This is a genomic window from Roseateles sp. L2-2 (assembly GCF_050613215.1).
GTDB lineage: Bacteria > Pseudomonadota > Gammaproteobacteria > Burkholderiales > Burkholderiaceae_C > Roseateles > Roseateles noduli.
This window is the reverse complement of record NZ_CP192509.1, coordinates 1003289-1030066: the sequence shown is the minus strand read 5'-3', so window position 1 is coordinate 1030066 and position 26778 is coordinate 1003289. Positions and strand designations below refer to the sequence as shown.

At 69.6% G+C, this 26778-nt stretch carries 22 protein-coding genes; 14 read left to right on the top strand and 8 right to left on the bottom strand.

From position 1 onward, the window contains the following. Window positions 1–9: 9 nt before the first annotated feature. Together ACQZ13_RS04795 and ACQZ13_RS04790 are read left to right on the top strand one after the other, a co-directional pair. Window positions 10–1230, top strand: coding sequence for a helix-turn-helix domain-containing protein (locus ACQZ13_RS04795; RefSeq protein WP_431050101.1), 1221 nt, complete (start codon window positions 10–12; stop codon window positions 1228–1230). Window positions 1231–1333: 103 nt separating this feature from the next. Continuing rightward, a complete protein-coding gene (locus ACQZ13_RS04790; RefSeq protein WP_431053124.1) occupies window positions 1334–1996 on the top strand; it encodes a DUF5074 domain-containing protein in 663 nt (220 codons plus the stop codon). Between the two features lie 105 nt (window positions 1997–2101). Here ACQZ13_RS04790 and ACQZ13_RS04785 read toward each other — a convergent pair whose 3' ends face one another. Together ACQZ13_RS04785 and katG are read right to left on the bottom strand one after the other, a co-directional pair. After that, entirely contained in the window at window positions 2102–2755 is a 654-nt protein-coding gene (locus ACQZ13_RS04785; RefSeq protein ID WP_431050100.1) for a CAP domain-containing protein, read from the bottom strand. 179 nt (window positions 2756–2934) lie between these two features. Continuing rightward, a complete protein-coding gene (gene katG, locus ACQZ13_RS04780; RefSeq protein WP_431050099.1) occupies window positions 2935–5136 on the bottom strand; it encodes a catalase/peroxidase HPI in 2202 nt (733 codons plus the stop codon). Window positions 5137–5742: 606 nt separating this feature from the next. Here katG and ACQZ13_RS04775 point away from each other — a divergent pair. The 5 genes from ACQZ13_RS04775 (at window position 5743) to ACQZ13_RS04755 (ending at window position 10294) form a co-directional block, all read left to right on the top strand. Continuing rightward, the gene (locus tag ACQZ13_RS04775; RefSeq protein ID WP_431050098.1) at window positions 5743–6423 is read left to right on the top strand and encodes a hypothetical protein; all 681 of its coding nucleotides are present in this window, start codon (window positions 5743–5745) and stop codon (window positions 6421–6423) included. A 194-nt stretch (window positions 6424–6617) separates the two neighbouring features. Beyond that, a complete protein-coding gene (locus tag ACQZ13_RS04770; protein WP_431050097.1) occupies window positions 6618–7277 on the top strand; it encodes a peroxiredoxin in 660 nt (219 codons plus the stop codon). 287 nt (window positions 7278–7564) lie between these two features. Next, window positions 7565–8431 carry a hypothetical protein gene (locus ACQZ13_RS04765; protein WP_431050096.1) on the top strand — a complete coding sequence of 289 codons (867 nt, stop codon included), beginning with the start codon at window positions 7565–7567 and terminating at the stop codon, window positions 8429–8431. A gap of 59 nt (window positions 8432–8490) precedes the next feature. Further along, window positions 8491–9363 carry a hypothetical protein gene (locus ACQZ13_RS04760; RefSeq protein WP_431050095.1) on the top strand — a complete coding sequence of 291 codons (873 nt, stop codon included), beginning with the start codon at window positions 8491–8493 and terminating at the stop codon, window positions 9361–9363. Between the two features lie 58 nt (window positions 9364–9421). Then, window positions 9422–10294, top strand: a complete 873-nt coding sequence (locus ACQZ13_RS04755) for a hypothetical protein (protein WP_431050094.1) — start codon at window positions 9422–9424, stop codon at window positions 10292–10294. A 48-nt stretch (window positions 10295–10342) separates the two neighbouring features. Here ACQZ13_RS04755 and ACQZ13_RS04750 read toward each other — a convergent pair whose 3' ends face one another. Further along, window positions 10343–11242, bottom strand: a complete 900-nt coding sequence (locus tag ACQZ13_RS04750; RefSeq protein WP_431050093.1) for an SDR family oxidoreductase — start codon at window positions 11240–11242, stop codon at window positions 10343–10345. Between the two features lie 93 nt (window positions 11243–11335). Between ACQZ13_RS04750 and ACQZ13_RS04745 the strand changes: the two genes are divergently transcribed. Continuing rightward, window positions 11336–12241, top strand: a complete 906-nt coding sequence (locus ACQZ13_RS04745; protein WP_431050092.1) for a helix-turn-helix transcriptional regulator — start codon at window positions 11336–11338, stop codon at window positions 12239–12241. A gap of 20 nt (window positions 12242–12261) precedes the next feature. On the opposite strand, the gene ACQZ13_RS04740 is transcribed toward ACQZ13_RS04745, so the two are convergent. Beyond that, window positions 12262–13179 carry a LysR family transcriptional regulator gene (locus ACQZ13_RS04740; protein ID WP_431050091.1) on the bottom strand — a complete coding sequence of 306 codons (918 nt, stop codon included), beginning with the start codon at window positions 13177–13179 and terminating at the stop codon, window positions 12262–12264. A gap of 132 nt (window positions 13180–13311) precedes the next feature. Here ACQZ13_RS04740 and ACQZ13_RS04735 point away from each other — a divergent pair, with 132 nt between their 5' ends. Together ACQZ13_RS04735 and ACQZ13_RS04730 are read left to right on the top strand one after the other, a co-directional pair. Continuing rightward, a complete protein-coding gene (locus ACQZ13_RS04735; protein WP_431050090.1) occupies window positions 13312–14037 on the top strand; it encodes an SDR family NAD(P)-dependent oxidoreductase in 726 nt (241 codons plus the stop codon). 52 nt (window positions 14038–14089) lie between these two features. Next, a complete protein-coding gene (locus ACQZ13_RS04730; protein WP_431050089.1) occupies window positions 14090–14326 on the top strand; it encodes a tautomerase family protein in 237 nt (78 codons plus the stop codon). Between the two features lie 46 nt (window positions 14327–14372). Here ACQZ13_RS04730 and ACQZ13_RS04725 read toward each other — a convergent pair whose 3' ends face one another. Further along, complete coding sequence (locus ACQZ13_RS04725) at window positions 14373–14912, bottom strand: hypothetical protein (RefSeq protein ID WP_431050088.1); 540 nt, start codon at window positions 14910–14912, stop codon at window positions 14373–14375. Between the two features lie 169 nt (window positions 14913–15081). On the opposite strand from ACQZ13_RS04725, the gene ACQZ13_RS04720 reads away from it, so the two are divergent. The 3 genes from ACQZ13_RS04720 (at window position 15082) to ACQZ13_RS04710 (ending at window position 22491) form a co-directional block, all read left to right on the top strand. Further along, window positions 15082–18441: a hypothetical protein gene (locus ACQZ13_RS04720; RefSeq protein WP_431050087.1), complete on the top strand. Its 3360-nt coding sequence runs from the start codon at window positions 15082–15084 to the stop codon at window positions 18439–18441. 5 nt (window positions 18442–18446) lie between these two features. Further along, a complete protein-coding gene (locus ACQZ13_RS04715) occupies window positions 18447–20192 on the top strand; it encodes an SWIM zinc finger family protein (RefSeq protein ID WP_431050086.1) in 1746 nt (581 codons plus the stop codon). A gap of 334 nt (window positions 20193–20526) precedes the next feature. Continuing rightward, window positions 20527–22491, top strand: a complete 1965-nt coding sequence (locus ACQZ13_RS04710) for a reverse transcriptase domain-containing protein (RefSeq protein WP_431050085.1) — start codon at window positions 20527–20529, stop codon at window positions 22489–22491. Here ACQZ13_RS04710 and ACQZ13_RS04705 read toward each other — a convergent pair. From ACQZ13_RS04705 to ACQZ13_RS04695, 3 genes are all read right to left on the bottom strand, one after another. Beyond that, the gene (locus ACQZ13_RS04705) at window positions 22476–23150 is read right to left on the bottom strand and encodes a YitT family protein (protein WP_431050084.1); all 675 of its coding nucleotides are present in this window, start codon (window positions 23148–23150) and stop codon (window positions 22476–22478) included. The two genes, ACQZ13_RS04710 and ACQZ13_RS04705, sit on opposite strands and share 16 nt — an antisense overlap. Window positions 23151–23200: 50 nt before the next feature. Further along, entirely contained in the window at window positions 23201–24229 is a 1029-nt protein-coding gene (locus ACQZ13_RS04700) for an amidohydrolase family protein (protein ID WP_431050083.1), read from the bottom strand. Window positions 24230–24564: 335 nt separating this feature from the next. Then, window positions 24565–25470: a LysR family transcriptional regulator gene (locus tag ACQZ13_RS04695; protein WP_431050082.1), complete on the bottom strand. Its 906-nt coding sequence runs from the start codon at window positions 25468–25470 to the stop codon at window positions 24565–24567. Window positions 25471–25625: 155 nt separating this feature from the next. Between ACQZ13_RS04695 and ACQZ13_RS04690 the strand changes: the two genes are divergently transcribed. Beyond that, window positions 25626–26774, top strand: a complete 1149-nt coding sequence (locus ACQZ13_RS04690; RefSeq protein ID WP_431050081.1) for a porin — start codon at window positions 25626–25628, stop codon at window positions 26772–26774. Window positions 26775–26778 lie beyond the last annotated feature (4 nt).

Below are 26778 nucleotides of genomic sequence, written 5' to 3'. Positions count from 1 at the left end.
TCCGACCTCATGGACGCTCTGATCACCGCCGCCGCCCGCTTCCTCGCCGCCGGGGATGCCTTGAGCGCGCTGCAACGGGTCGCCTTGCGCGACGACCCGGCCGCGCTCGCGCTGCGCGGCATCGCGATGGCGCAGCTCGGCGAGCACGCGCGCGCTCGCGAACTGCTGCGTCAGGCCGCCAAGGCGTTCGGACCGAAAGAAGCCGTCGCCCGCGCGCGCTGCGTCGTCGCCGAAGCGGAGGTGGCGCTGGCGATGCGCGATCTCGGCGATCCGACGCGCCCATTGCTGCAGGCCGCCGCGACGCTGGACGCCCACGAGGATCGCGCCAACGCGCTGCAGGCTCGGCTGGTCGCCGCAAGGCGCCTGATCCTGCTGGGTCGCGTGGATCAGGCCGCCGACGCGCTGCCGGCGGAAGACATCTCCGGTGCGCCGCCCTTGCTGGTCGCGATGGTCGCGCTGGCCTCGGCGGAACTCGCGATGCGGGCCTTGCGCGTCGGTGCTGCCCGGGTCGCCGTCGAACAGGCGCTCGTCGCCGCGCAACGTGCGGGCGTGGCGGCCCTGATCGCGGAGGCGGACGATCTGCGCGCCTCGCTCGATCATCCGGCCGCGCGCCGCATCGACGGCGGTCAGGCGAGGAGCTTGCGGCTGGAGGAGGTCGAGGCCCTGCTGTCCTCGCCGATGCTCGTCGTGGACGCCTGCCGGCGCACCATTCGCGGCGCCGGGCTCCACGTCGATCTCTCGCGTCGACCCGTGCTGTTCGCACTCGCACGGGTGCTCGCAGAATCCTGGCCGGGCGACGCGGATCGGGCGACGCTCATCCTCCGCGCGTTCAGGACCCGGCATCCCGACGAGACACATCGCGCGCGGCTGCGCGTCGAGCTGGGCCGCCTGCGCGCATTGATCGAGCCCGTCGCCCGCATCGAAGCGACGCGCGAGGGCTTCGCGCTGCGCGTGGCGGACGAGCGCGCGGTCTGCCTGCTCGTGCCGCCGCTGGAAGGCGAGACCGCGTCGCTGCAGGCCCTGCTGGCCGACGGCGCGGCGTGGTCGACGTCGGCGCTCGCGATGGCGCTGGGCGCCAGCCAGCGGACGGTGCAGCGCGCGCTTTCGGAACTCGAGGCGGCAGGACGGGTGCGCGCCATCGGTCAGGCGCGGGCGAAGCGCTGGCTCGCGCCGCCGATGACGGGAATCGCGACGATCTTGTTACTCCCTGCTCCGCCGACGGCTGGATAGATTGAGGTCCATGCGGCGACGGTTCGCCGCAAAGGAGAACACGATGACGGCTTCCAATTCCGCCTCCACGTCCGACGCCTGCGATCCTCACGCCGAGGCGCGCATGGCCTCCAACGCGCATTTGCCCGCGGCCCGCATGGCTGAGGTCGTGCGCGAATTCGGTCCCTACCCGGGCGCGCCTGCCGTCCACGGCGTGAGCCATGACGGCGACCGCGTCTGGGCCGCCACGGCGGCAGGCCTGCTGGCGATCGATCCGGCCAGCGGCGAGGTCCAGCGCACGCTGCCGTGCGCCGCGGACGCCGGCACGGCCTTCGACGGCCGTCACCTCTACCAGATCGGCGATTCGCAGATCCAGAAGATCGATCCGCAGAGCGGTCGCGTCGTCGGCACCATTCCGGCGCCATCGGGCCAGGGCAGCGATTCGGGACTCACCTGGGCGGAAGGAAGCCTGTGGGTCGGGCAGTACCGGGATCGCAAGATCGTCCAGATCGATCCGGAGACCGGCGCGGTGCGACGCACCATCGAGTCCAACCGCTTCGTCACCGGCGTGACCTGGGTGGACGGCGAACTCTGGCACGGCACCTGGGAGGGCGATGAGAGCGAACTGCGTCGCGTGGATCCGGCCGACGGCGCCGTGATCGAACGGCTGACCATGCCGGCGAACGTGGGTGTCAGCGGGCTGGAGTCCGACGGGGCCGGATTGTTCTATTGCGGCGGCGGGAACAGCGGCAAGGTGCGAGCCGTGCGGCGACCGAAGCGGGCGTAAGCATCGCTGAGACCTCCGCACTTCCACCGCCGCTGGCCCTCACCCCAGCCCTCTCCCGCAAGCGGGAGAGGGAGCAAGACGGGCAGTTGTCCTGCGAGGCTTAGCTCAGCGGGCTTTGCCGAGGTCCATCACCCAGTACTTGCTGTAGGTGTTGGCCGAGGAGGCGGCCGGCCGGCAGGCGACGCCGACATCGACGAAGTTCGCCGACATCAGGTTGGCGCAGTGCCCGGGGCTGTTGCGCCACGAGCTCATGACCGACTCGACGGTGGTCTGTCCGGCGGCGATGTTCTCGCCCGCCGCGGCCCAGGTGTAGCCCGCGTTGGTGATGCGGGTGGAGAAGCTGCGGCCGTCCTGGCTGTCGTGGCTGAAATAGTTCTTCGTCGCCATGTCCAGCGCGTGGCCGTCGGCGGCCGTCGTCAGCTTGTCGTTCCAGACCACCGGCGAGACGGCCGGGAAGTTCCCCGACGACCCGCAGCTCGCGCCGGCGGCGCGCAGCGCGTTGATGCGGTCCAGCAGGTCCTGCTTGAAGTTGGGCAGGTCGCAGGTCCCGGCGACGAGGGGCGGATCCGTCGGCCCGGGGTTCGTCGGGTTCGTCGGATTGGTGGGATTCGTGGGGGAGGTGGGCGTGACCGGGTCCGGCGTCGGCGCGGCATCGCCGCCCCCGCCGCCGCACGCACCCAGACCCAACGCCAGGAGGGCGGCAACGATCATCGAGGTGGGGAACTGCCGGTGGGCCGGCTTGTTGGAAGGGACGTCCATCCCACTATCTTAGGAAACGAATGGAAAGATTTCTGGAACCAAACGTAGCAGAGGGTCAGCGGGAGAGGCTGCCGACCCTGGCCGCGTAGCCAAATTGCCTACACCGTAGCCAATCTGCCTACGGCGGGCAGATGGCTTGCGGGGCCGCCCGCCCTCCCGGGCGGCGGCCCCGCGTCCGCTCAGATCAGGTCGTAGCGGTCCAGGTTCATCACCCGGGTCCAGGCCTTGACGAAGTCGCCGACGAACACCTTCTCGCCGTCCTTGGACGCGTACACCTCGGACAGCGCCCGCAGCTGCGAGTTCGATCCGAAGACCAGGTCAGCGGTCGTCGCCGTCCACTTCGCAGCGCCCGAGGTGCGATCCCGCCCTTCGAGCACGGCTTCGTCGCCCGTCGACTTCTGCCACTTCGTCCGCATGTCCAGCAGGTTGACGAAGAAGTCGTTGCTCAGGGTGCCGGGCCGCGTCGTGAGGACACCGTGCTTCGTGTGGCCGACGTTGGTGTCGAGCACCCGCATGCCGCCGATCAGCGCCGTCAGTTCCGGCGCGCTCAGCGACAGCAGCTGGGCCTTGTCGATCAGCAGCTCGGCCGTGTGCTTCACCAGGTCCTTGCGGACGTAGTTCCGGAAGCCGTCGGCCGCGGGCTCCAGGTAGCCCATCGATTCGACATCGGTCTGGTCCTGCGACGCATCGGTGCGCCCCGCCGTGAACGGCACGACGACGTCATGGCCGCCCTGCTTCGCCGCCGCCTCGATGCCCGCAGAACCGCCCAGCACGATCAGGTCGGCCAGCGAGATCTTCTTGCCGCCGGCCGCCGAGCCGTTGAACTCCTTGCGCACCGTTTCCAGCTTGCTCAGCACCTTCTCGAGGTCGCTGGGCTGGTTGACCGGCCATTCCTTCTGAGGAGCCAGCCGGATCCGCGCGCCGTTGGCGCCGCCGCGCTTGTCGCCGCTGCGGAAGGTCGAGGCCGAGGCCCAGGCCGTCGTCACCAGCTGCGACACGCTCAGGCCGCTCGCCAGCAGCTTGGCCTTCAGCGCGGTGACGTCCTTGTCGTCGACCAGCGGATGATCGGCCTTCGGTACCGGGTCTTGCCAGATCAGCTCTTCCTGGGGCACCAGCTTGCCGAGGTAGCGCGACACCGGCCCCATGTCGCGGTGCGTCAGCTTGTACCAGGCGCGCGCGAAGGCGTCCGCCAGCTCGGCCGGGTTGTCCTTGTAGCGGCGGGAGATCTTCTCGTACGCCGGGTCGACGCGCAGCGCGAGGTCGGCCGTGGTCATCATCGGTGCGTGACTGCGGCTCTTGTCGTGCGCGTCGGGCACCGTGCCCGCGCCCGCGCCGCCCTTGGGCGTCCACTGGTGCGCGCCGGCGGGACTCTTGGTCAGCTCCCATTCGTAGCCGAACAGGGTCTCGAAGAAGCTGTTGTCCCACTTGGTCGGCGTCGGCGTCCAGGCGCCCTCGATGCCGCTGGTGATGGTGTACACGCCCATGCCTTCGCCGAACGCGTTCTTCCAGCCCAGGCCCTGCTCCTCGACGGCGCCCCCCTCGGGCATGGCGCCGACGTGATGGGCCTCGCCCGCGCCGTGCGCCTTGCCGAAGGTGTGGCCGCCGGCGACCAGCGCGACCGTTTCCTCGTCGTTCATCGCCATGCGCTTGAAGGTCTCGCGGATGTCGCGCGCCGACTTGGCCGGGTCGGGATTGCCGTTCGGACCTTCCGGGTTCACGTAGATCAGGCCCATCTGCACGGCGGCCAGGGGGTTCGCGAGGTCGCGGTCGCCGGCGTAGCGTTCATCGCCGAGCCAGGTGGTCTCCGGGCCCCAGAACACGTCGGTCTCGGGTTCCCAGACGTCGGTGCGGCCGCCGGCGAAGCCGAAGGTCTTGAAGCCCATGGATTCCAGCGCGACGTTGCCGGCCAGGATCATCAGGTCGGCCCAGGACAGCTTGCGGCCGTACTTCTGCTTGATCGGCCAGAGCAGGCGGCGGGCCTTGTCGAGGTTGCCGTTGTCGGGCCAGCTGTTGAGCGGCGCGAAGCGCTGCGCGCCGGTGCCGGCGCCGCCGCGGCCGTCCTGCACGCGGTAGGTGCCGGCCGAGTGCCAGGCCATGCGGATGAAGAACGGACCGTAGTGGCCGTAGTCGGCGGGCCACCAGTCCTGGGAATCGGTCATCAGCGCGTTCAGATCCTTGACGACCGCGTCGAGGTCGAGGGTCTGGAACTCATGCGCGTACTTGAAGTCCTCGCCCATCGGGTTGGTCTTGGACGAGTGCAGCGAGAGGATGGAGAGGTTGAGCTGCTCGGGCCACCAGTCGCGGTTGCCCTTGGTGCCGGCCACCGCGTGGTGGTGGGTGCCGCCCGAGAACGGGCACTTCGATTCGGATTCGCCTGACATGTCTTCCTCCTGAGTTGAGCCTGGGGGTTCAGTCCACTGGTCCGCCTTGCAGCGTGCGAGCGCGGACGAGTCTAGGACTCGCCTAGTCGGGACAGCAACAGTCGGGGTTTATCGGGGCGATAGTTTTCTTGTGCGCGACGATCCGTTCGGACCATGGGGCTGGAAACAACATCGCCCCAGGGGCACAGCCCGTCCACGATCTGTTAGGACGGGGGGCAGCCTGGGGCGAGAGAACAAAGTCTAGCGACGGGCGGTCGATCCCCGGATGATTTCCAAGTGAACCGATGCCCATTCGACACAGCCCTCAAGGGTGTTGATCCAGGCCATTGACCGATGCCACAATCCGCGCCTTTCATCCCTTGGAGCCCCCGTGGACAGTGCCCCCAGTCCCTTCGCGACGCGAGCCGGAACGGCCGCCGCACGACTGACGCGCTGACCGGCTCCGGCGGCGCGCAGCGGCGCGCCCTCTCCTTCTCCTGTTGCATCGATCGCCTTCCCGAGGCAACCGTCGCCATCGCGCGACGACTCACCCGATCCGATCCATCGTGACCCGCACCGTCATCACGCCCCAACCGGCGTGCCCGACAGTGCGCACAGGAGTCCTTCATGCGCCCTTTCCTGCCGGCTCTGCTGGCCCTGCTCGCCGGCCCGCTGCTGCCCGTCCCCTGCCTCGCCGCCGGCGGGCATCACGCCGTCGACGACGCCTCGATCGACGACCCCGGCCAATGCAATGTCGAACTCTGGGCCGAGCGCTCCAACCTCGACCGTCGCCAGCTCCGGCACGCCGGCATCGGCTGCAACATCCTGGGCGTCGAAGCCGGCCTCAACGCCGATCAGGAGACCTCCCGGGGTGCGCCGTCGCTCCATCTGCGCGGCGTGCAGCTCAAATGGGCGACCGCCCTGCGGCCGCAACTGGCGATCGGCCTGGTCGCCGCACTGGGGTGGCAAGACCAGACCCCGCGCTCGCAGCAGTCGCTGCTGGTGCCCCTGACCTGGACGCCGCGCGAGGACCTGGCCTTCCACCTGAACCTGGGACGTTCCCGACTGAAGGGCGCCGACGACCGCACCCAGCGCGGTGTCGCCGTCGAGTGGCAGATCACGCCCGCCTGGCAGGCGCTGGCCGAGCATTTCCATGACGGCGAACGGCCGCTGTCGCGGCTCGGCCTGCGTCGCACGCTGAGCGAGCAGTTGACGCTCGACCTGAGCTACGCGAGAACCGCCGCCACCGCGCGGACGCCCAAGGAAGGCTGGTGGACGATCGGTGCGAACTGGACCTTCGGCCAGTGAGCATCCGGTCTGCGCATGAGTAAAGTCGCGGGTCGAGTAAGGCCATTGGGCAGACTCCGTCCGTCGTCAATCTGGAGGACAAGAATGTCGCTCCGCCTCCTCGGGCGCCCCCGACGGCAGGATTGACGACGAGAATCGCCCGGCTTGCCCGTCCGCCTCTGCCGGCGACGGCACTTTCAACCTTGGAGCCCACCATGTCTCTGCGCATCAACGACATCGCCCCGAACTTCACCGCCAAGACCACGAAGGGGGAGATCGACTTCCACAACTGGATCGGCGACAGCTGGACCATCCTGTTCTCGCATCCGAAGGACTTCACCCCGGTGTGCACGACCGAACTGGGCTACATGGCCAAGATCGAGCCCGAGTTCACCAAGCGCAACGCCAAGCTGATCGGCCTGTCGATCGACCCGGTCGAGAACCACTCGAAGTGGGCGGCGGACATCGAGGAGACGCAAGGCGCCGCGGTGAACTACCCGATGATCGGCGACACCGACCTGAACGTGGCCAAGCTGTACAACATGCTGCCGGCCGAAGAGCCGGGCACGTCGGACGGCCGCACGGCGGCGACGAACGCGACGGTGCGTTCGGTGTTCATCGTCGGTCCGGACAAGAAGATCAAGCTGACGCTGACCTACCCGATGACCACGGGCCGCAACTTCGACGAGATCCTGCGCGTGCTGGACTCCATCCAGCTGACCGCCAAGCATCGCGTCGCGACGCCGGTGAACTGGAAGCACGGCGACGACGTGATCATCGCGGGCTCGGTGTCCGACGACGAAGCCAAGACGATCTACCCGGAAGGCTGGAAGGCGCCGAAGCCTTACCTGCGGATCGTCAAGCAGCCGAAGTAAGGACTGCGCGAGGCCGCTGGCCCTCACCCCTGCCCTCTCCCGCAAGCGGGAGAGGGAGTAACACGGTCAGCTCGGTGCACTCTCGCTCCCTCTCCCGCTTGCGGGAGAGGGTGGGGGTGAGGGCCAACCCCTGATCGAACACTAGCCGATTCCCCTCCGATGGGGGGCGTCGGCTTTTTCGTTTCCTGCGTCGCTAACATCCGCGGCGTCAATGCGGCGAACGACCGCATCGCAGGGAGTCGAAGATGGATCATCCACGCCGCTGGATCGTGGCGGGCGGGTTGCTGTTGGCCGCCGCGGCGGTCGCCGTCCAGTTCTGGAGTGAATCGCCGAAGGACGAGCAGGTCGCGATGGCGGTCACGCCCGCCGTGGCTCAGCCGCTCGCGTCCGTGTCGACCAGTGCTTCAGAGCCCCGCGTCGCGGCCGCCGAGAAGATCGAGAAGACCGAGAAGCTTGCGCCGTCCGCCGTGCCGGCCGCCCCTGCGGCCAGCAGCGTGGCGATCAACGACACCCCGGTGTTCAAGCCGCCGACGACGGAAGACTTCGGTCAGATCGTGCTGATCGGCATGCACGGAGGGACGCCCAAGCAGGCTGGCCAGGCGGCGTACTTGCTGCAGACGTGTCTGGAGTTCTCGCTGGTGGACCTGTCGGGCGCCGCGAGGAAATTGAGCTCGCAGGATCCAAAGCGGAATAGCCGGATCGCCGCCGCCGAATGGTTCGAAGACCGATGCAAGTCCATCACGCCGGAGATGCAGGCCCAGCGCGGCGCGCTGGCGGCACGCGCCGTCGAGGCGGGCGGCCCCGACGCCGGCCACGTGGCACTGATCTACGGACGCTCCGTCGGTTATCGCCCGCCCGAGGCGATGCGCCAGCCGCTGCTCGACGCGATGAACGCCGCGTTCCGAGACGGCGATCGGGACATCGTCAAGGAGTTTGCCTTCAACGGCGGGCGGTTGGGTCTCTCCAAGGCGGAGGCGCGAGCCTACTTCCTGGTGTCCATGTCCGAGGCGCGGGAAGCGGAGCGGCCGTTCCACGAAGCGATGCTGCAGGACGGGCCTTTCCGCGACATGTCCGAGGAAGAGGTTCGCGCGTCCGAAACGATCGCCGAGCGCCTCAAGCAGGAACGTAAGCCGCCGGAAAGGCGGAAGGGATGAGCGCGGTGAAGGGACGACGCCCGACTACCGGACGTGGAGCACTCTTTACAGGCGCCGCAATGGCCGTTCTGGTCGCCATCGCGGCCGTGACGTACCTCTGGAGGACACCCGCCGCGCTTGAACCGATCGAGCCCTCCTCGACGGTGCAGGCCGCCGCGCAGCCTGCACGCGCAACGCGCGAAGCAGTCGCCAGCGAAGCGTCGCTCCCCGCCCAGGCAACAAGACAGGCCGCACCGCGTCGCGGGGTAGCCGCACCGATTGACGATCCTCTCGTCCGGCCGCCCAGTGTCGGCGCGTCCGCCGCGATGCGCGACTACGGCCAGATCGTGATCTCGGCATTCAACGGCGGCTCTCCCAAGCTGCTCAGCGAAGCGGTGAACCTCATGTCGATCTGCCGCTTCAATCCGGACCTCATGCAGCACATTGAACGGATGAGGGCGGACGGCCGGCTTGCCGGCGAAGCGGGCAACATCGCGATCGACGCGTTCAGCGAGCGTGGCCGGAAGTGCCAATCCATTCCCCCGGATCTCATGGCTCGCGAAAAGGAGCTCGCCGAGCGGGCGCTGCTCGCGGGCTCCCGACAGGTCGCCGCGATCTACGGCGAACTCGTTGGCTTCGATCCGCCGCCATCGATGAGAGCTCCATTGAAGGAAGCCCTGCGCACCGACTTCTTCGGAGGGGACGACATCGCACCCTTGATGCTCGCGCGGCATCCCGATGTGTTCGAACTCTCGCGTATCGAGACGCGCGCCTACGAGATCGCGTTCGACGCGCTCGACAGCACCCGTACGAGTCGTTCAAAACGCCCCCGCACGCCGTTCGAATTCGACAAGCCCACGCCGCCATACACCGACGACGAGCAGAAGCAGGCCGACCTGCTTGCGCAGACCTGGCTGCGCGGCGTCAAGAAGCCGGATACGTCGCCCGGATGAATCTCGCAGTCCTCCACGAGGACCCATCGTCGCCGTTCACCTTGTCATGGAGCATTGCATGACCCTCTCACGTCGCACCGCCGTGCTTCTGATGTTGGTCGCCGTGCTCGCGGCGGCGACGCTCGCCTGGCTGTGGAAGAACCCCGTTGAGGGCGATCGCGTCGACCTCGCTCGCGCGCAGCCCGCGCGGGCGCACCTGGCCGAGGCGACGCGGCCCACCGTCGGCGAACCCATCGGTCTCGATCGGCAGGTTCAGCCGGCGCAGATCGCAACGTCCGCGCCGCCCGCGAGGCTGGGGCCTCCTGCGGCAGATGTCGATCTCGGCCAATCCGTGCTCATGGCCATCCACGGTGGAACGACTCAGCAGGCCGCGCAGGCTGCGATCACGCTCTCAACCTGCCGCGGGCTGGAAGGCCTCGGGGAAAAGATCCGGAATCTCAAGCCCACCGCAAAACTGACGCCGGACAAGCTGGCTACCGTCGCCGACATGACCGAGCAGCGCGCGCGCCGCTGCCAGTCGATCACCGAGGAGATGCAGACCCACCTGACCGAACTCGCCGAGAAGGCCCTGCGCGGCGGCGTCTACGAAGTGGCGATGATCTACGGTCGTGCCGTGGACTACCGCCCGCCCGAGGCCATGCGGCAACCGCTGCTGGCCGGCTTGCGCAAGGAGTTCATCGAAGGAGAGTCCCACGTGGCCAGCACCCTCTCGCTGGAGGGCATGAAGCTCGGGCTCACGGCGATCGAGGCGCGCGCCTTCTACATCATCGACGAAAGCGAGTCCGGCCCGTCATGGAAGGAGCTACGCGAAAGGGCGTTCCCTGGTATGCCTTTCGCGAACCTGAGCGAAGCCGAGGTCCGTCAGGCCGAAGCACTGGCAGAGCAACTGAAGCAGCAGCGGAAGAAGGTCCCGAAGCGCTACGACAGCTGAGTCAGTTCGTGTCCACGGCCGGAGGCGCAGGCGCGCGCCGCGTGCATCTCAGACCTTCGCGTCGAAGTAACCCGCGTCATCCAGATCCTCCGCCAGCGTCGGATGCTTCGGCATCCAGCCGAGCGCCTCCCGCGTGACGGCGCTGGTGGCCGCGAGGCTCAAGCCGGCGAACTTCGTGAACCAGCCGAAGTGCGCCGGCGCCTCCCCCTGCGACAGGCTCACCACCGGCACGCAGAGCCGCTCGCCGATCGCCGTCGCGATGTCCTTGAACGCGATCCGCTCCTCGGCGATCGCGTGCCAGCGCGCACCGGCCTTCGGCGATTCGATCGCCCGGCGGAACACCACCGCCGCATCGCGCCGATGCACCGCGCTCCATGCGTTCTGACCGTCGCCGATGTAGGCCGAGCGCCCCGTGCGGCGCGCGAGGTCGATGAGGATCGGGACGAAGCCGTGATCGCCCGCGCCGTGCACCGTCGGCGAGAGCCGCACGGTCGCCGCATTGATGCCGCGCGCCGCGAGCGCCAGCGCGGTCGGCTCGGAGACTCGCGGATAACCGTCCGACACCGGCAGGCACGGATCGCCTTCGTGACCGAGACGACCCGACACCGCCATCGCCAGACCCGACGTCACGAGCAGCGGACGCGCCGATCCGATCAGCGCTTCGCCCAGCGCCTCGATGGCGACGCCGTCGCGGCGGCAGTTCTCCGCGAAGCGGGAGAAGTCGTGATCGAACGCTGTATGGATGACCGCATCGGCTGCCGCCGCGCCCGAGCGCAGGCGGTCCAGATCATCGATGGTGCCTCGATGCACCTCGGCGCCGGCCCGGACGAGCGCCTCTGCGGACGCGTCCGAACGCGCCAGCCCCAACACCTGATGACCGGCCTCGATCAATTCATCGACCACCGCCGACCCGACGAAGCCCGTGGCTCCAGTGACGAAAACGCGCATGAGAGAAACCCTCGAAAGTTGATGCGATGCATCGTCCGCGCAGAATCCATCCCGGTGTAGTAGTGACCTTATCCAGGTATGGCGGCTAACAGGATGAACAACGTCTTTCCCCTTCCCTCCCTGCCTCATCCTGCCGAGCTTCCCTCAGCGCCCGTGCAGGCGCAGGCGGCCAAGGACAACCCGCTCGGCGCCTACCTGCGCGATCGCCGCGAGCGGCTAGACCCCGCCGCGCTCGGCCTGCCGATGACGCGTCGGCGCACGCCCGGTCTGCGCCGCGAGGAAGTCGCGCAGCGCGCCCACGTGAGTCCGACCTGGTACACGTGGCTGGAGCAGGGCCGCGGCGGCGCGCCGTCGGAGGTCGTGCTGGAGCGCATCGCCGGCGCGCTGTTGCTGACCGACGTGGAGCGCGAGCATCTCTTCCTGCTCGCCTTCGGTCGTGCGCCCGAGCTCCGTGCGCCGGAAGCCGCCGGCATCACGCCGCGGCTGCAGCGCGTGCTGGACGCGCTCACGCTCAGCCCGGCGATCGTGAAGACGCCGCTGTGGGACGTCGTCGGCTGGAACCGCGCGGCGACCGCCGTGCTCACCGACTACAACGCGCTGCCGCCCGAGCAGCGCAACATCGTGAAGCTGATCTTCTGCAACCCGCGCGTGCGCGCGGCGCAGGACGACTGGGAAAGCGTCGCGCGCTTCGTCGTCGCGGCCTTCCGCGCGGACTCCGCGCGCGTCGGCGACACGACGAAGGTCGACGCCCTCGTGCGCGAGGTCAGCGCGCTCAGCCCCGAGTTCGAGCGCTACTGGCGCGAGCATGACGTGAAAGCCTTCGGCGAAGGCGTGAAGCGGCTGCGCTATCCGATCGTCGGCCTCATCGCCTTCGAGTACTCGTCGTTCTCCGTCGACCAGCGGCCGGACCTCGGGATGGTGGTCTACCAGCCGGCGACGCGCGAGGACGAGGAGCAGGTGAGCCGCCTGTTGAATCTCCAGGAACTCGGCGTGACCTGAGGGCTCAGGCGAGGCAGGGCTCAGGCGAGGAAGAGCTCCCGCTCTTCCTCGAACACCCGCTGCAGATGATCCGCCACGGTGCGGATCGCCCGGTCCTTCCGGTCCTGGCCGCGGATCAGCAGCCACATCTCGCGCGGGTCGCGCACCGGCGTCAGCGCGCAGGCACGCAGCCCCGGCGCCTGCCGCCCGACGTAATGCGGCAGCACCGCGAGCCCCGCGCCAGTCCTTGCCGCGATCGCTTGCGACATGTGGTTGTTGGCGCGGAACGCCACCCGCGCACGAGGGAAGTGCTTCGCCAGCCACGCCGCATCGGGCATGTCGGCGTTCTCCTCGTCGAAGCCGACGAACACCGGCTCCGCGCCGGCCTCCGCCGTCTCGCAGACCTCCGGCGTGCCGTAGAACCCGAAGCCCATCGCGCCCAGCGGCTTGACGATGTAGTCGCCATCGGTCGGCCGCGTGAGACGCACCGCGATGTCCGCCTTGTGCCGGTTCAGACTCACCGCCCGCAGGTCCGTCGCGAGATCGATGTCCAGCCCCGGATGCTGCACCGCGAGCCGCGCCAGCCGGTCGATCACGAAGCCCTGCGACAGCGCCGGCGGCGCGTTCACCCGCACCAGCCCGCGCACGACGCCGCCGTCGCCGCCGTCGCCGTGGACGCCCTCGCGCGCGAGCGACTGCGCCGCCGCCTCCATGTCGCCCGCCGCCGCGAGCGCGCGCCGCCCCGCCGCCGTCAGCACGTAGCCGTCCGGCCGGCGATCGACGAGCTTCTCGCCGAGGCTGTCCTCCAACGCCTGGATGCGCCGCGAGATCGTCGCGTGATTGACCGTCAGCGCGCGGGCCGCCGCCGACAGGCTGCCGTGGCGTCCGAGCGCGAGGAACACCCGCAGATCCTCCCAGTCCACAGCCCCTCGGAGCCCTGTGCGTTTTTGATCAGCCATTGAGACAGGATAGCGGCTACCGCCTGGAAAGGCCGGCTCCTAACCTTGCGTCCAACGCCGAACGAACTCTGATCTCCGCGGCGTCCCGACCCACCCGGATCCTCCGGATCCCGCATGAACAGGAGCTTCTCCATGTCCACGACTTCCAACACCACCGCCCGCAAGGTCGCCATCGTGACCGGCGCCTCGCAAGGCATAGGCGCCGCGCTCGTCGCCGCGTATCGCGCGCAGGGTTACGCCGTCGTCGCCAACTCGCGTCACATCCAGCAGGGCGACGATGCCGACGTCGTCGCGGTCCCCGGCCACATCGGCGACCGCCTGGTCGCGCAACGCGTCGTGCAGACCGCGCTCGACCGCTTCGGCCGAATCGACACGCTGATCAACAACGCCGGCATCTTCATCGCCAAGCCCTTCACCGAGTACACGCCGCAGGACTTCCAGGACGCGTTCGCGGTCAACGTCGCGGGCTTCTTCCACGTCACGCAGTTGGCGCTGCCGCAGATGCTGCTGCAGAAGAGCGGTCACGTCGTGCAGATCACGACCACGCTGGTCGACCATCCGATCGCCGGCGTGCCGGCCGCGATGGCCAACCTGACCAAGGGCGGACTGGACGCGGTCACGCGCTCGCTCGCGATCGAGTACGCCAAGACCGGCGTGCGCGTGAACGCGGTGCGCCCCGGCGTGATCAAGACGCCGATGCATGCGCCGCAGACGCACGCCTTCCTCGCCGCGCTGCACCCGATGGGCCGCATGGGAGAGATCAGCGAGATCGTCGATGCCGTGCTGTATCTGGAGCGCGCCGGCTTCGTCACCGGCGAGCTGCTCAACGTCGACGGCGGCCAGCACGCCGGCCGCTGAGCAAGACTGCAGCGTACGACCGCTTCGACCCGAGACCCACGAAGGAGCCCTCATGCCCTACGTCAACATCAAGGTGACCCGCGAGGGCACCGTCCCCGGCGCCAGCGCCACCACGCCCGAGCAGAAGGCGGCCCTGATCCAGGGCGTCAGCGATCTGCTGTTCGAGGTGATGGGGAAGCCGCATCACATGACCTTCGTCGTCATCGACGAGGTCGAGCTCGAGAACTGGGGCGTCGGCGGCCTGCCGACGACGGAATTCCGCCGCCGACAGGCCGGGACGCCGGGCTAGGGAGGCCCTGGAGACCGGTTCCCGACACGGCGAGGGTCGCGCGGCGTCATCCGCCCTTGATCCTCACCGTGAACGTGAGCTTGTAGGTTCCGCCGTCGCCGCTGAAGTTGAGCGGCGTGAGCGGTGCTTCCGTCGTCACCGTCGGCACCACGAAGCTGTGCCAGCCGAGGTACTCGTCGTTGGACAGCGACCCCGAGACAATGCTCGACAGCTTGGGGCCGACAACCGAGCGCAACTGGGCCGGCGTCAGATTGCTCCAGCCGCTCTGTCCGTAGGCGTTCCAGATGCTCTGCATCATCACCTGCAGGATTCCGCCGCCGCCCAGGTCCGCGTCCCAGTCCTCCTCGAGCATGAACACGAAGACGAAGGCGCCGCCGGCCTCGGACTCATCGATGATGCGCCGCGTGTTGTCCACCGAGTTGACGTTGAAGTTGTCGTCCCAGTCCGAGTCGCGCAGGCGGTGCAGCTTGCCGCCCGGCACATTGCGATGCGCCATGAAGACGAGCACATAGGGCGAATCGTCGCCGCCCTCGCTCGTGTCGACGACGCACTTGAGCTGGGTGAGCATCAGCTGGCGTGTGGGCATGGGGCACCTCCTGCGACGATCGCTTCGAATCCACCGCCCGGGATCGAGCCGTGAAGAAGCCGTGAGCCAGACTAGGCAGTCCCCGGGATGGGGCACATCCCTAGGTCGGCCCCCTCCCCCTAGGTCGTCACCACCCCCCTAGAATCGCCCGACCCAGGGGGAGAAGAGCTTGAGGAAGATCGCATCCGCGACGCTGTCACGCGTTCATCCGCGCGAGCGCCGCTGCACGGTGGAGCTGGTCGAACTGGAGATGCCCGCAGGCCGCGACGCCGGCGCGCGTTACGTCGTCACCGTCCGCCAGGACAGCGGCGAATCGTCGCTGACCGCCACGCCCTGCCCGCTCGCCGAGGCCGAGCGCCGCGCACTGGACTTCATCCGCCGACGCCTCGTCGCCGGCGAGACGCTGATCCGCCGCCAGGGCTTCGACACGCTGGCGGAACACGACACCGCAGGGTCCTCTTCCTCCAACGCCGCCGGGACGCCGGGTGGCACGCGATCCACTTCGTCAGGATCGTCGACATCGTCCGTCGGCCCCGTTCCGCCGCGCATCGCCGCGCTGGTCGCGCGCTTCGAACCCGCGCGCTGGAAACTCGAATCCGCCGACCGTCAGACCCGCTCCGCCTGGCGGGTCGCCGAATGCAGCGACCGCACCGAGGCCGATCCCGCTGCGCAACGCGCGCTGCGCGGCCTGGTGCCTCGCCTCGTCGAACTGCTCGAAAGCGGCAGCGACCTGCTGGACCTGTGCCTCGCAGCAGCGATCGGCCGCCTCGGCGATCCCGGCGCGGCCGAAGCCATGCGCATCCTGGCCGAGCGCGGCCGCAGCCCCGCGACGCAACGGTTCGCCCACCAGGCGCGGCTGATGCTGCTGTCACCGGAGGACCTCGCCGCGCACGCCGAGTTGCTGGCCAGCCAGTGGTCGGCGGAGCTCGCGCTGGAACTCGACGGTCCCGAGCTGGTCGTTGCGCTGCTGGAGCCGCTCGACGCCCGACGTCTCGACTGGCCCGAGCTGATGCAGGACTGGTACGACATCGCGCTCGCCCGGCCTGCGGTGCGCGAACGGGTGCTCTCGCTGCTGCGCGCCCTGCCGGTGCAGGCCGAAGCCTTCCAGGCGATGCGCTACGTCTACAAGGCCGCCGAGCTGCGCCGTGATGCGGAAGTCGTCGCCGTGCTGCATGCGCGCTTCGAAAACACCCGTCCCGCGAAGGGCGGTCTGACGACGCGCCAGTATCGCGACCCGTCGAATGGCGAGATCATCGTCCGCAGCGGCGGCAGCAAACGCAAGCCCGCCCGCGCCTATGGCCGCCTGACGCGCGAGTACCTGCGGCTGCGCGGCCTGCGCAGCGTGCGCCGGCTCGCCGCGATCGCACATCCGCATGCGCCCGAAATCGCCGTCGAGCTGCTGCTCGGCCTGCGCGACGACGAAGTCCCCGCTGCCGCCGTCGAGCATCGTTCCGAGTACGTCGACCGTCGCTGGGCGACGGTCATGCGTCACTACCCGGCAGGCGCGAACTGGCTGCTGGTCACGCGGCTGCTGCTGGCGCGAGCGCCGAACCGCGGCGACCGGGACAACGGCCGCAACGCCGTCGCTGGCGAGGGCGACGGAGATCGCGGACGGGCGAAGCGGGTCTGGACCCGCGAGCCGATCGATGTCACGCGCGCGCTGCCCGAGCGCGCCGAAGGCCTGCGCGAGATGTGGGACGCGCATCCCGAAGCGCTGCTGCGCCTGGCGATGGAAAGCCGCAGCGCGCTGGTCCATGCCGTGGTCGCCCGCGCGCTGCAGGACCACGCCGACTTCCTCGCCCGGCAGGCGCCCGCCGTGCTCGAGCGGCTGCTGCGCAGTCCCTACGCGCCGACGGCCGAGACCGGCTTCGTCGTCGCCAGCGCGCATGTCGAGCGCGGCTCGCCGGCCGAGCAGATCCAGTGGCTCAAGCTGATGGCGTCGAGCGCCCACCCCGCCGCGCGGGACTTCGCGCTGCTGCACATCGCCGGCGATCCGGGCGCCTTCGCCGGCTTCCCGGACCTGATCGTGGCGCTGCTGCTCAGCGGCCAGGAACGCGCCCGCAAGCAGGGTCACGGCCTGGCGCTGCTGGCGACGCCGCAGGCGCTGCTCGACGAACTGCCGCCGGCGCTGTTGGCCGCCGACGCCGCCGATCCCGGCCTCGCCGAAGGCGCCGCGCTGATCGAGCAGCTCCTGACCGGCCCGCTCGCCGCGCCGGCCGGCGAGGCCGTGCTGCGACAGCTCGGCGCACTACTGCCGCTGCTGGACCATCCGGCGGTGCCGATCGTGCAGGTCGGCGTCACCTGGCTGCTGCTGCATCCGGCCGGCGTCACGCTGCTGCCGCCGGCGCTGATGAAGCAGTTGATCGGCGCCGACGATCCCGACCGCCGCGCCTGCGGCGTGCGCCTGCTCGCCGCGCTGCCGGACGAAGTGCTGCGCGGTCAGGTCGAGTTGATCGGCGATCTCGCCGCCCACGCGCATGCCGGCATCCGCGGCGCGGTGGGTCCCGCGTTGCTGCGCGTCGCGCGCGGCGATGCCGAATTCGCCCGCCTGATCGCCGACCGCCTGCACCGATCGCTGTTCCAGACCGAGTCGGGCGACGGCGCCCACACCGATGCGCTGCGCTGGCTGACGCAAGACCTGGCCCCCGTCGCGCCCGCGCGCGATCCGTCCGGAACCTGGCGCGCGCTGCAGGCACGAAGCGCCGGCGCCCAGCGTTACGGCGCCTGGGCGTTGATGTCGCTGACACCTTCGGACTTCTCGCTGCGGCAGCTCGCCACGCTCGCGCGTCATCCCGACACGACGGTGCGGCATTGGTCCATGCAGGCGCTCGACCTCTCACTGCCCGCGCCGCCGTCGACGCCGACGCCCGAGCAGGCCGAGCAACTGCTCCCCCTCGCCGAAGCCGACTTCGACGACGCCATCGACTACACCCGCACGCTCTTCGGCGAGCGGCTGCCGGACGAGTCGCTCGCGGTCGAGCTGCTCATCGCCTGGGTCGACCATCCGAAGGCCTGGGTGCAGGCGCTGGGCCGTGCGCGCCTCGTGCGTCGCATGAGCGCGGCTGACGCCTCGCTCTGCCTCACGCGACTGAGCCAGCATCCGGGCACGCAGGTGCAGCTCTTCGTCACGCAGTGGCTGCTGGAACTGCCGACCGACGACAAGCCGCAGCTCGCGCAACGGCTGCGCGCGCTCACGCCCTACTTCCTGACGGTGCTCAGCCAGGTCCATCGCGGTCGCGCCGCCAAGTCGCGCATCACCGCCTTCCTGCGCGCGCAGACGGACGACGCCGGCACGGCTGCGGTCGTCGCCGAGATCTTCGCCCGCCAGGTCGTCACCGCCAGCCTGACCGACAAGCCCCAGTACATCGCCGGCCTGCGCGACATCGCCGCGAAGCACCCCGGCATCGCGCTGCCCTTCCTGAACTGGAAGCAGCCCGCGGGGCCGCAAGGGGCCTTGCCCGTCGCGCCGACGCGCGCAGGTCCTTCCGGTTCCCCGGGTCCTTCGACTTCTCCGGCCTCCGCCGCCTGACGACGATGCAGTTCCGCTACAAGTACTACGGCAGCACCACCGTCGACGACACCTCGGCGTCGCAGGCCTTCAGCTTCGCGCCGGACACGCTGCGGCCGCCGGTCGCCTTCGACGGCCTGCTGCGACGGGACTCGCATGCGCACCTCGCCTTCCGCGAGGCGCTGTCCGCGCTGCACTCGGTCGTCGTCAGCGACCTGCGCTACCGCGGCCGCGACAAGTCCGCCTACCGCGCCTGGCTGGCCGAGAACGAGCAGTCGATGCTCGCGCGCTTCATGGCGCAGGCGGTCGACCTGAAGCAGCGCTCGGAGGAGATCAACACCGAACTGCGCTCGCTGCGCCAGCGCAAGATCAAGCTGCTGGAGCCCTTCTACAAGGCGCAGTCGGCCTACTTCAGCTGGCTGTTCTGGAACAACCGCGACGCCTGGTTCGTGCTGGACCCGGTGATCACGGTGCATCCGGAGCGGGTGCTCTTCGAGGCTTTCAGCCAGGACGAGTCGACCTACTGCGCCGTCAGCGTGCGGCACGACGTCTTCGACCGCACCGGCGAGATGGCCTGCGGCACGACCAACATCGACTACTCGGCCAGCCTCTACGACGAGTTCCAGAAGATCCGCGACTACAAGGCCACGCGGCTGCAGGTCGATCCGGCCGGCTTCACCGTCGCCACCGGCGACGATCCCGCCTTCCGCGAGGAGAAGATCGACCTGCCCGACAGCTGGGTGCGCGGCTTCCTGCAGGTGTCGAGCGCGATGACGCTGCCGGCCACCGTGGTCGAGCTGCATCCGATGGACCTGCACAACCTCTGCGCCGTGCTGCGCCAGCACAAGGAACGCGCCGGCCCGCGGTCCTTGCGCTTCGAGCTGGCGCCGAACGGGCCGGCGCGGATGGTGCTGGAGCCTTGGAACATCGAACTCACCGCGCGTCGCAGCGCGATCGTCGGCGCGCCGTTGACTGAGCCGCGCACGATCCGCGTCTGGGGCCGCCGCCGGTTGCTGACGCTGGAGCGGCTGATCGCGCTCGCGACGCGCGTTCGCGTCCACCTGCTGGGCACCGGCATGCCGAGCTTCTGGGTCGTGGACATCGGCGACATCACCGTCACGCTCGGCCTCTCCGGCTGGACTGCCAACGACTGGTCGGACGCCGGCCGCTTCGACCTGCTGCAGCCGCGGCACGAGGTCAGCGACGCGACGAAGCTGGCTGTCGCCGGCGCGCTGCAAGGCGACTGGATGGCCTCGGCTGAGGCGCTGTGCACGAAGACGGGCCTGCCGAAGGCGGACGTCGACGCGGCGCTCGGCCTGTGGGTGCAGGCCGGCCGCGCGGTCTTCGACCTGCCGACCCACCGCTACGCCTGGCGCGAACTCGCCCGCGAGCCGCTGCCGATGGAGACGCTGCGTTTCGCCGGCCCCGAGGAGTCGGCCGCGCTCGCGCTGATCCACGACAGGCGTGCCAAGCTCGGGGACATCCTGTCGCACGGCGCGCGCATCGTCGTCGACGGCGAGGTCAAGCTCAAGGATCAGCTCTTCACGCCGCGCCTGATCCTCAACGCGGATCAGCAGCTCGTCGACGGCAGCTGCCAGTGCAACTTCTTCCGCCAGAACCGTCTGCGCCGCGGTCCCTGCGCCCACATGCTGGCCCTGCGCCAGCTGGCGCAGCCGCGGCTCGCCGAGTTGCCGCCGGCCACGTCGCCCCCGCCGGTCACCTCGGCGACGACAGCGTCCGCAACACCTGGCACCAACACGGAGGCCGCATGACGACCGCCGCGGTTAAACTGTTTTCGAGTGCAGCGCGCAGGCTCTTGCAACCCGGGCGGTGTTTCGCCGTCCTTGCCACCTGCCGTTCCATGCGTCACGGGCGCCGTCTTCACTGTGCCGCGCAGCCTCCCCATCGCAGATTCCAATGGGGCTTCCCTGAAGCGAATCGTGCGATGGGGAGGCGCGCGGCGTCGAGTGGACAGCGCCCGTCCCTCAAGCCTTCCAGGCTCTTCGACGAGAAGCGTGCTGCACTCCTTTTCTTCTCCCCGCGCCCCTTCCCCGACCGTGTCCCGCTGACGCGATCCGCCTCGGCGCTCCCAGCCGGAGGCGCCGCATGAGCGACCGTGTCCTGACCCGCGCCGAGATCATCGAGCGCATCCGTGCGTCCTCGAAGGACGCCGTCGTGCTGGAAGAGATGCAACGGATGGGCTTCTGGCCCGTCGGCGACGGCAAGCCCAGCATCGAATCCGCATTGATCGAGCGCGAGATCGAACTCACGCGCGCGCTCGACGAGGTGCAGGCGACGCTGCGCACCCACAGCGATCCGGAAGCCGCGATGAAGGCCATGCGCGAGCAGCGCATGGCGGAGTCGCGCGCACGCCGCGAAGCCACCGCGCAGGCCCGCGAGCAGCGACGCCATGAACGCGCGCTGCGCTGGCACGCCGCCCGCAAGACGGACGCAGGCTACCTCGGCGCCGGCGTGTCCGGCGGTCTGCAGGCGCCGGCGGCCGATGCGATCCACCCCACCGGCGCGACCGGCGAGCCGGGCGCGAAGCCGCGAGCGCTGCTCGACGGACTTCCCGCGCTCGCGACGCCGCTGGACCTCGCCGGCGCGATGGGCCTGACGCTGCCCGAGCTCAAGTTCCTCTGCTTCCACCGCGAGGTGGCCCGCACCACGCACTACCGCCGCTTCCTGCTGCCGAAGAAGACCGGCGGCCAGCGCACCATCTCCGCGCCGATGCCGCGGCTCAAGCGCGCGCAGTACTGGGTGCTGGACCAGTTGCTCGCGAAGGTGCCCTGCCACGCGGCGGCGCACGGCTTCCTGCCGGGACGCGGCATCGTCTCCAACGCCGCGCCGCACACCGGCCGCGCGGTGGTGATCAACCTCGACATCCAGGACTTCTTCCCGACCGTCACCTTCCCGCGCATCAAGGGCGTGTTCCGCGGGCTCGGTTACGACGAGCGCGTCGCGACCATGCTCGCGCTGCTCTGCAGCGAGAACCCCTGCGACGAGCTGGAAGTCGACGGCGAGCGTTTCTTCGTCGGCGGCAAGGGCCGCGATCGCGTGCTGCCGCAGGGCGCGCCGACCAGCCCGATGTTGACCAACGTGCTGTGCCGCAAGATGGACCGGCGGCTGCTGGGACTGGCCGACAAGCTGGGCTTCACCTACACGCGGTATGCGGACGACCTGACCTTCTCCGCCTCCGGCGAAGGCGCGGCCAAGGTCGGCACGCTGCTGCGCCAGGCGCGACATGTCCTCCTCGATGAAGGCTTCACGCCGCATCCGGACAAGCAGCGCGTGATGCGCGCGGGCTCGCGCCAGGAGGTCACGGGCGTCGTCGTCAACGACAAGCCCTCGGTGTCCCGCGAGGAACGCCGCAAGCTGCGCGCGGCGCTGCACAAGGCGACGCGCGAGGGCGTCGAGGCAGCGAGCTGGCACGGCCAGCCGGCGACGCGCGAGGTGCTGGTCGGTTATGGACGATTCGTCGCGATGGTCGACCGGCAGCAAGGTGCACCGTTGCTGAAGCAGGCGTTGGCGCTGCCGGGCGGCTCGGCGAAGAAGCGCTCGGCCTTCGGTGCGCTGTTCCGCAAGAAGGCGGCGGAGGGCGAAGCCCCGGCGCTTGCACGCGGCGCCTGGTGGCAGCCGGCGGACCGGCCCGAGCCGGTGCTCCAGCAGACCACCGGCCAGATCAAGGCGGCGCGCCAGGAGCGGATCAACGCGGCCCGCACCGAACGACGCGGCGGCACGGCGCCCAAGCCGGATCAGCACCAGCAGCGTCGCCTGCAACAGGCCAATCGCGACGCGGACAACGCGGCGAGACGGTCAGCGGCGATCTCCGCCGCCCCGGGGGCAGCGTCGCGCGCCGGTCATCCGATCAACTGGGGCCTCTACGCGCGGCAGTTCGGCGTCATGACGCTGGCCGCGTTCCTGATCGCCTCATGGCTGGTGTTCTTCGGCGGCCTGGCCCACCTGGCCCTGCGCATCAAGACGCGCAGCACTGGCTGGGGCGAGTTCTGGATCGGCCTGATCCTGCTGATCGCCGCCGCGGTGAAGTTCTTCCCTCACAGCACCGCATAGCGGCCGGGCTTGTGGTTGACGGCGATGAAGAGATTCATCACGACGGCCGCGAGCACCGAGTACGCCACGCGCTCCACGTCGACCACGGTGAGCGCGAGCAGCACGATCGCGCAGTCCATGGCCATCTGCACCTTGCCGGCGCGCCAGCCCTTGGCCTTCTGCAGGTAGAGCGAGACGATGGTGGCGCCGCCGAGGCTGGCGCGATGCCGCGCCAGGAACAGGCAGCCCGATCCCAGCAGCGCGCCGCCGAGGATCGCGGCATAGGCCGGGTGGATGCGGTCGATGGCGAAGAGCTGGGGTGAGAACTCGGTCAGCACCGACAGCAGCGCGATCGAGACGAAGGTCTTGATCGTGAACTCGCGGCCCATGCGCGTCCAGGCGAACCAGTAGAACGGCAGGTTGATGACGAAGAACAGCTTGCCCAGGCTGACGCCGGTCGCATAGTGCAGCACGAAGGCCGCGCCGGCCGTGCCGCCGGTCAGCAGTCCGACCTGCGCGAACAGGATCAGCGCCAGCGAGACGAACAGCGTGCCGGTGAAGATCGCCTGCGCGTCCTCGAAGGCCGTGTGGGAGCGGATCGCCAGGTCGGCGAGGGGCTCCGCGACGATCGTGGAGTCGGGCGGTGTGGGCGGTGTGGGGTCGTCAGGTGTGGCGCTCATCCCGGGCACGAAGCAGAAAGCGTGCCCAGGAGTGTCTCACCGCACGGCGCTCAGCGGCCCTGCGCCTTCAGTCGTGCGTCCAGCCGCGGGAACACGCGCCGCGCGTTGCCTTCGTAGACCAACTGGCGTTCCTCGTCGTTGAGGTGGGGCGTGGCGGCGATGTAGCGCTTGGTGTCGTCGAAGTAGTGGCCGGTCTCGGGATCGATGCCGCGCACGGCGCCGATCATCTCGGACGCGAACAGCACGTTCTTCACCGGGATCACCTTCGTGAGCAGGTCGATGCCCGGCTGGTGGTAGACGCAGGTGTCGAAGAAGATGTTGTTCAGCAGATGCTCGTCCAGCAGCGGCTTCTTGAGTTCCTGGGCGAGCCCGCGGAAGCGGCCCCAGTGGTAGGGCACCGCGCCGCCGCCGTGCGGGATCAGGAACTTCAGCGTCGGGAAGTCCTTGAACAGGTCGCCGGTCAGGCACTGCATGAAGGCGGTGGTGTCCGCGTTCAGGTAATGCGCGCCGGTGGTGTGGAAGCAGGCGTTGCAGCTGGTGCTCACGTGGACCATCGCGGGGATGTCCAGCTCGACCATCTTCTCGTAGAGCGGGTACCAGTGGCGGTCGGTCAGCGGCGGGCTGGTCCAGTGGCCGCCGGAGGGGTCGGGGTTGAGGTTGATGCCGACGAAGCCGTACTCGTTGACGCACTTCTCGAGCTCGGGGATGCAGCTCGCCGGATCGACGCCGGGGCTCTGCGGCAGCATGGCCGCGCCGACGAAGTGTTCGGGGAAGAGCTCGGCCACGCGGGCGCAGAGCTCGTTGCAGATGGCCGCCCAGGTCGCGGAAGTCTGGAAGTCGCCGATGTGGTGCGCCATGAAGCTGGCGCGCGGACTGAAGATGGTGAGGTCGGAGCCGCGCTCCTTCATCTTCTTGAGCTGGTTGGTCTCGATCGACTCGCGCAGCTCGTCGTCGGAGATCTTCAGGTCGCTGGCCTTGGGCGCCCGCGACGGGTCCTTCAGGCCCGCGATCTGCAGGTCGCGCCAGGCGCCGAGCGCGGCGGGAGCGGTGGTGTAGTGACCGTGGACGTCGATGATCATGAGGCTCTCTGGTTCGCTGGGAACGACCGCGGCAATGGCGCTGCCCTGCCGGGCCGACTGCGGTGCATTGTGGAGAGCCGCGCCTCGTCGTCCAAGTTATGGCCCGGACTAGCTGCTATTCAGTTCCGGCATGGCGGGTGTGCCGTACTGCGGCGACCGCAGCCCTCACCCCCGCCCTCTCCCGCAAGCGGGAGAGGGAGTGAGAATGCACCGAGCCAATCGGAGCAGGAAGAGGAGTGGGCCATTCGGGGCAGGAGCACTGGGGGTGGCTCCCTCTCCCGCACTGCGGGAGAGGGCGGGGGGTGAGGGCCAGCGGCGGCGGCAGTGCTGAAGCGTCAAGCGCGACCGTGCGTGATGACGTACGCCGCCCGATGCAGGTGCGCCATGAAGTGCCTGACCGCCGGCTTCACCGCCGCATCGTTGCGCGCCATCGCGCCCAGCGTCAGTCGCAGCGGCGCCTCCTTCACAGGCACCACCTGCAGGAACTGCGCGGCGAAGGGATGCGCGGCGATCTGCCGGGGCAGCAGGCCGACGCAGTTGCCGCTCGCGATCACGGACAGCAACCCCAGCGTTGAATTGACCACCGCCCCGGCAGGCGGCGCAGGCAGTCCGTTCGTCTCGAACAGCGTGCGCGCCAGTCCGGTCGCCTCGGTCGCGCCGGTGTAGACCCAGCGCGCCTGGGCCAGGTCGGCCAGCTGCTTCGAACGCGCCAGCGCATTCCCCTTGCGCACCACGACCACCATGTCGATCGGCATCAGTGACTCGACGGTGCACTCCCCGCGCGGCGGATGCTCAGGCAAGGGACCGAGCGCGATGTCCACCTCGCCCTTGCGCACGCGCGTGAGCTGCGCGATGTAGAGCTCTTCCACGATGCGCAGCTGGATGTCGGGGAACTCGGCGCCGAAGGTGCGCAGCGCCTCGGGCACCAGCAGCATCACCGCCAGCGGCACCGCGCCTATCGTCAGCGAGCCCGTCATGCGGCCGCTCAGCTGCTGGATCTGCTCGCGGGCGTGCGACAGCTCGCGATCCGCAGCCAAGGCGCGCTCATAGAGCACCATCCCCTGAGCCGTCGCCAGCACGCCGGTCGTCGAGCGCAGCAGCAGGGTCGTCTCCAGCTCGCGTTCCAACTCCCGGACCATCTTGGTCAACGCCGGCTGCGACACGCCGACGCGCCGCGCCGCCGATCGCAGGCTGCCTTCCTCCACCGCGGCGACGAGCGCCCGCAAGTTCGTGAGCTTCATGCGGGCGGATGATAGCCAGCGATAACGGACGGTTATCGCCTCCTCGTTCGCGCCATCTATCCGGGGCGCGACCCGCTGCCTAGAGTCGCGCCGGTTTCGCGTCGCTCCGGGTGCCGGGCGCGACCGGATCGACAAGAGCAACGAGGAGACAAGCGATGACGACAAGAACGATCGCCCATGCGGCGAGGACGGCGTTGGCCACGGCAGCGGCCGTGTTGACGGCAGGCGCCGCCAGCGGGAGCGCACAGGCGCAGACTGCGGGGAACGTGCAGATCTACGGGCTGCTCGACGTGCCGGTCGAGTACCTGAACAACGTCGGCGCAGCCGGCGCGAGCCTGACCCGCATGCCGGGCCTGAGCGGCGGCTACGCGCCGTCGCGGCTGGGATTCCGGGGCACGGAGGATCTGGGCGGCGGGCTCAAGGCCGTGTTCACGCTGGAGATGGGCATCGGCGCCGACAGCGGCACGCTCAACCAGGGCGGCCGCGCCTGGGGCCGACAGGCCTACGTCGGCCTGCAGGGCGGCTGGGGCACGATCAGCCTCGGGCGGCAGTACTCGATGCTGTTCTGGTCGCAGACCGATGCGGACATCCTCGGCCCGGCGATGTTCGGGTCGGGCTCGCTCGACAGCTACCTGCCGAATGCGCGTGTGGACAACGCCATCGCGTACCGCGGCCAGTTCAGCGGCTTCACCGTCGGCGCGACCTGGAGCCCCGGTCGCGACGCGGTCAACGCGGGACCGAGTCCCTCCGGCACCAACTGCGCCGGCGAGAACGCGGCCGACAAGAACGCGTGCCGGGAGTGGTCGGCGATGGTCAAGTACGACACGCCGGTGTGGGGCCTCTCAGCCGCGGTGGACGAGATCCGCGGCGGCGCCGGCGCCTTCGCGGGCCTGACCAGCAGCGCGATGAAGGACCGTCGCAGCACGGTGGCGGGCTGGTTCAAGACCGGCGACTGGAAGCTCGCCGCGGGGCTGATCGCGCGCCGCAACGACGCCAGTGTCCTCACGCCCAAGAGCAACCTCTGGTACGCCGGCGCGACCTGGTCACTGACCCCGAGCTGGGGATTCGACGCGCAGCTGTTCAAGCTCGACTACAAGAACAGCGCCAACGAGGCGACTCTATGGGCCGTGCGCGGCACCTACTTCCTGTCCAAGCGCACGTCGGTCTACGCGACCGCAGGCCGCATCGACAACGACGGCACGCTCGCGCTCGGGGTCAGCAACGCGGCCGCGGCGGCGGGCAGCACGCCGGCGGCGGGCGGCTCGCAGACGGGCCTGGGCATGGGGATCCGGCACGCGTTCTGACGGG

Coding starts and splice junctions, on each gene's coding strand:
- ACQZ13_RS04795 (WP_431050101.1), top strand. CDS start 10: ATGGACGCTCTGATCACCGCCGCCGCCCGCTTCCTCGCCGCCGGGGAT.
- ACQZ13_RS04790 (WP_431053124.1), top strand. CDS start 1,334: ATGGCCTCCAACGCGCATTTGCCCGCGGCCCGCATGGCTGAGGTCGTG.
- ACQZ13_RS04785 (WP_431050100.1), bottom strand. CDS start 2,755: ATGGACGTCCCTTCCAACAAGCCGGCCCACCGGCAGTTCCCCACCTCG.
- katG (WP_431050099.1), bottom strand. CDS start 5,136: ATGTCAGGCGAATCCGAATCGAAGTGCCCGTTCTCGGGCGGCACCCAC.
- ACQZ13_RS04775 (WP_431050098.1), top strand. CDS start 5,743: ATGCGCCCTTTCCTGCCGGCTCTGCTGGCCCTGCTCGCCGGCCCGCTG.
- ACQZ13_RS04770 (WP_431050097.1), top strand. CDS start 6,618: ATGTCTCTGCGCATCAACGACATCGCCCCGAACTTCACCGCCAAGACC.
- ACQZ13_RS04760 (WP_431050095.1), top strand. CDS start 8,491: ATGGCCGTTCTGGTCGCCATCGCGGCCGTGACGTACCTCTGGAGGACA.
- ACQZ13_RS04755 (WP_431050094.1), top strand. CDS start 9,422: ATGACCCTCTCACGTCGCACCGCCGTGCTTCTGATGTTGGTCGCCGTG.
- ACQZ13_RS04750 (WP_431050093.1), bottom strand. CDS start 11,242: ATGCGCGTTTTCGTCACTGGAGCCACGGGCTTCGTCGGGTCGGCGGTG.
- ACQZ13_RS04745 (WP_431050092.1), top strand. CDS start 11,336: ATGAACAACGTCTTTCCCCTTCCCTCCCTGCCTCATCCTGCCGAGCTT.
- ACQZ13_RS04740 (WP_431050091.1), bottom strand. CDS start 13,179: ATGGCTGATCAAAAACGCACAGGGCTCCGAGGGGCTGTGGACTGGGAG.
- ACQZ13_RS04735 (WP_431050090.1), top strand. CDS start 13,312: ATGTCCACGACTTCCAACACCACCGCCCGCAAGGTCGCCATCGTGACC.
- ACQZ13_RS04730 (WP_431050089.1), top strand. CDS start 14,090: ATGCCCTACGTCAACATCAAGGTGACCCGCGAGGGCACCGTCCCCGGC.
- ACQZ13_RS04725 (WP_431050088.1), bottom strand. CDS start 14,912: ATGCCCACACGCCAGCTGATGCTCACCCAGCTCAAGTGCGTCGTCGAC.
- ACQZ13_RS04715 (WP_431050086.1), top strand. CDS start 18,447: ATGCAGTTCCGCTACAAGTACTACGGCAGCACCACCGTCGACGACACC.
- ACQZ13_RS04710 (WP_431050085.1), top strand. CDS start 20,527: ATGAGCGACCGTGTCCTGACCCGCGCCGAGATCATCGAGCGCATCCGT.
- ACQZ13_RS04705 (WP_431050084.1), bottom strand. CDS start 23,150: ATGAGCGCCACACCTGACGACCCCACACCGCCCACACCGCCCGACTCC.
- ACQZ13_RS04700 (WP_431050083.1), bottom strand. CDS start 24,229: ATGATCATCGACGTCCACGGTCACTACACCACCGCTCCCGCCGCGCTC.
- ACQZ13_RS04695 (WP_431050082.1), bottom strand. CDS start 25,470: ATGAAGCTCACGAACTTGCGGGCGCTCGTCGCCGCGGTGGAGGAAGGC.
- ACQZ13_RS04690 (WP_431050081.1), top strand. CDS start 25,626: ATGACGACAAGAACGATCGCCCATGCGGCGAGGACGGCGTTGGCCACG.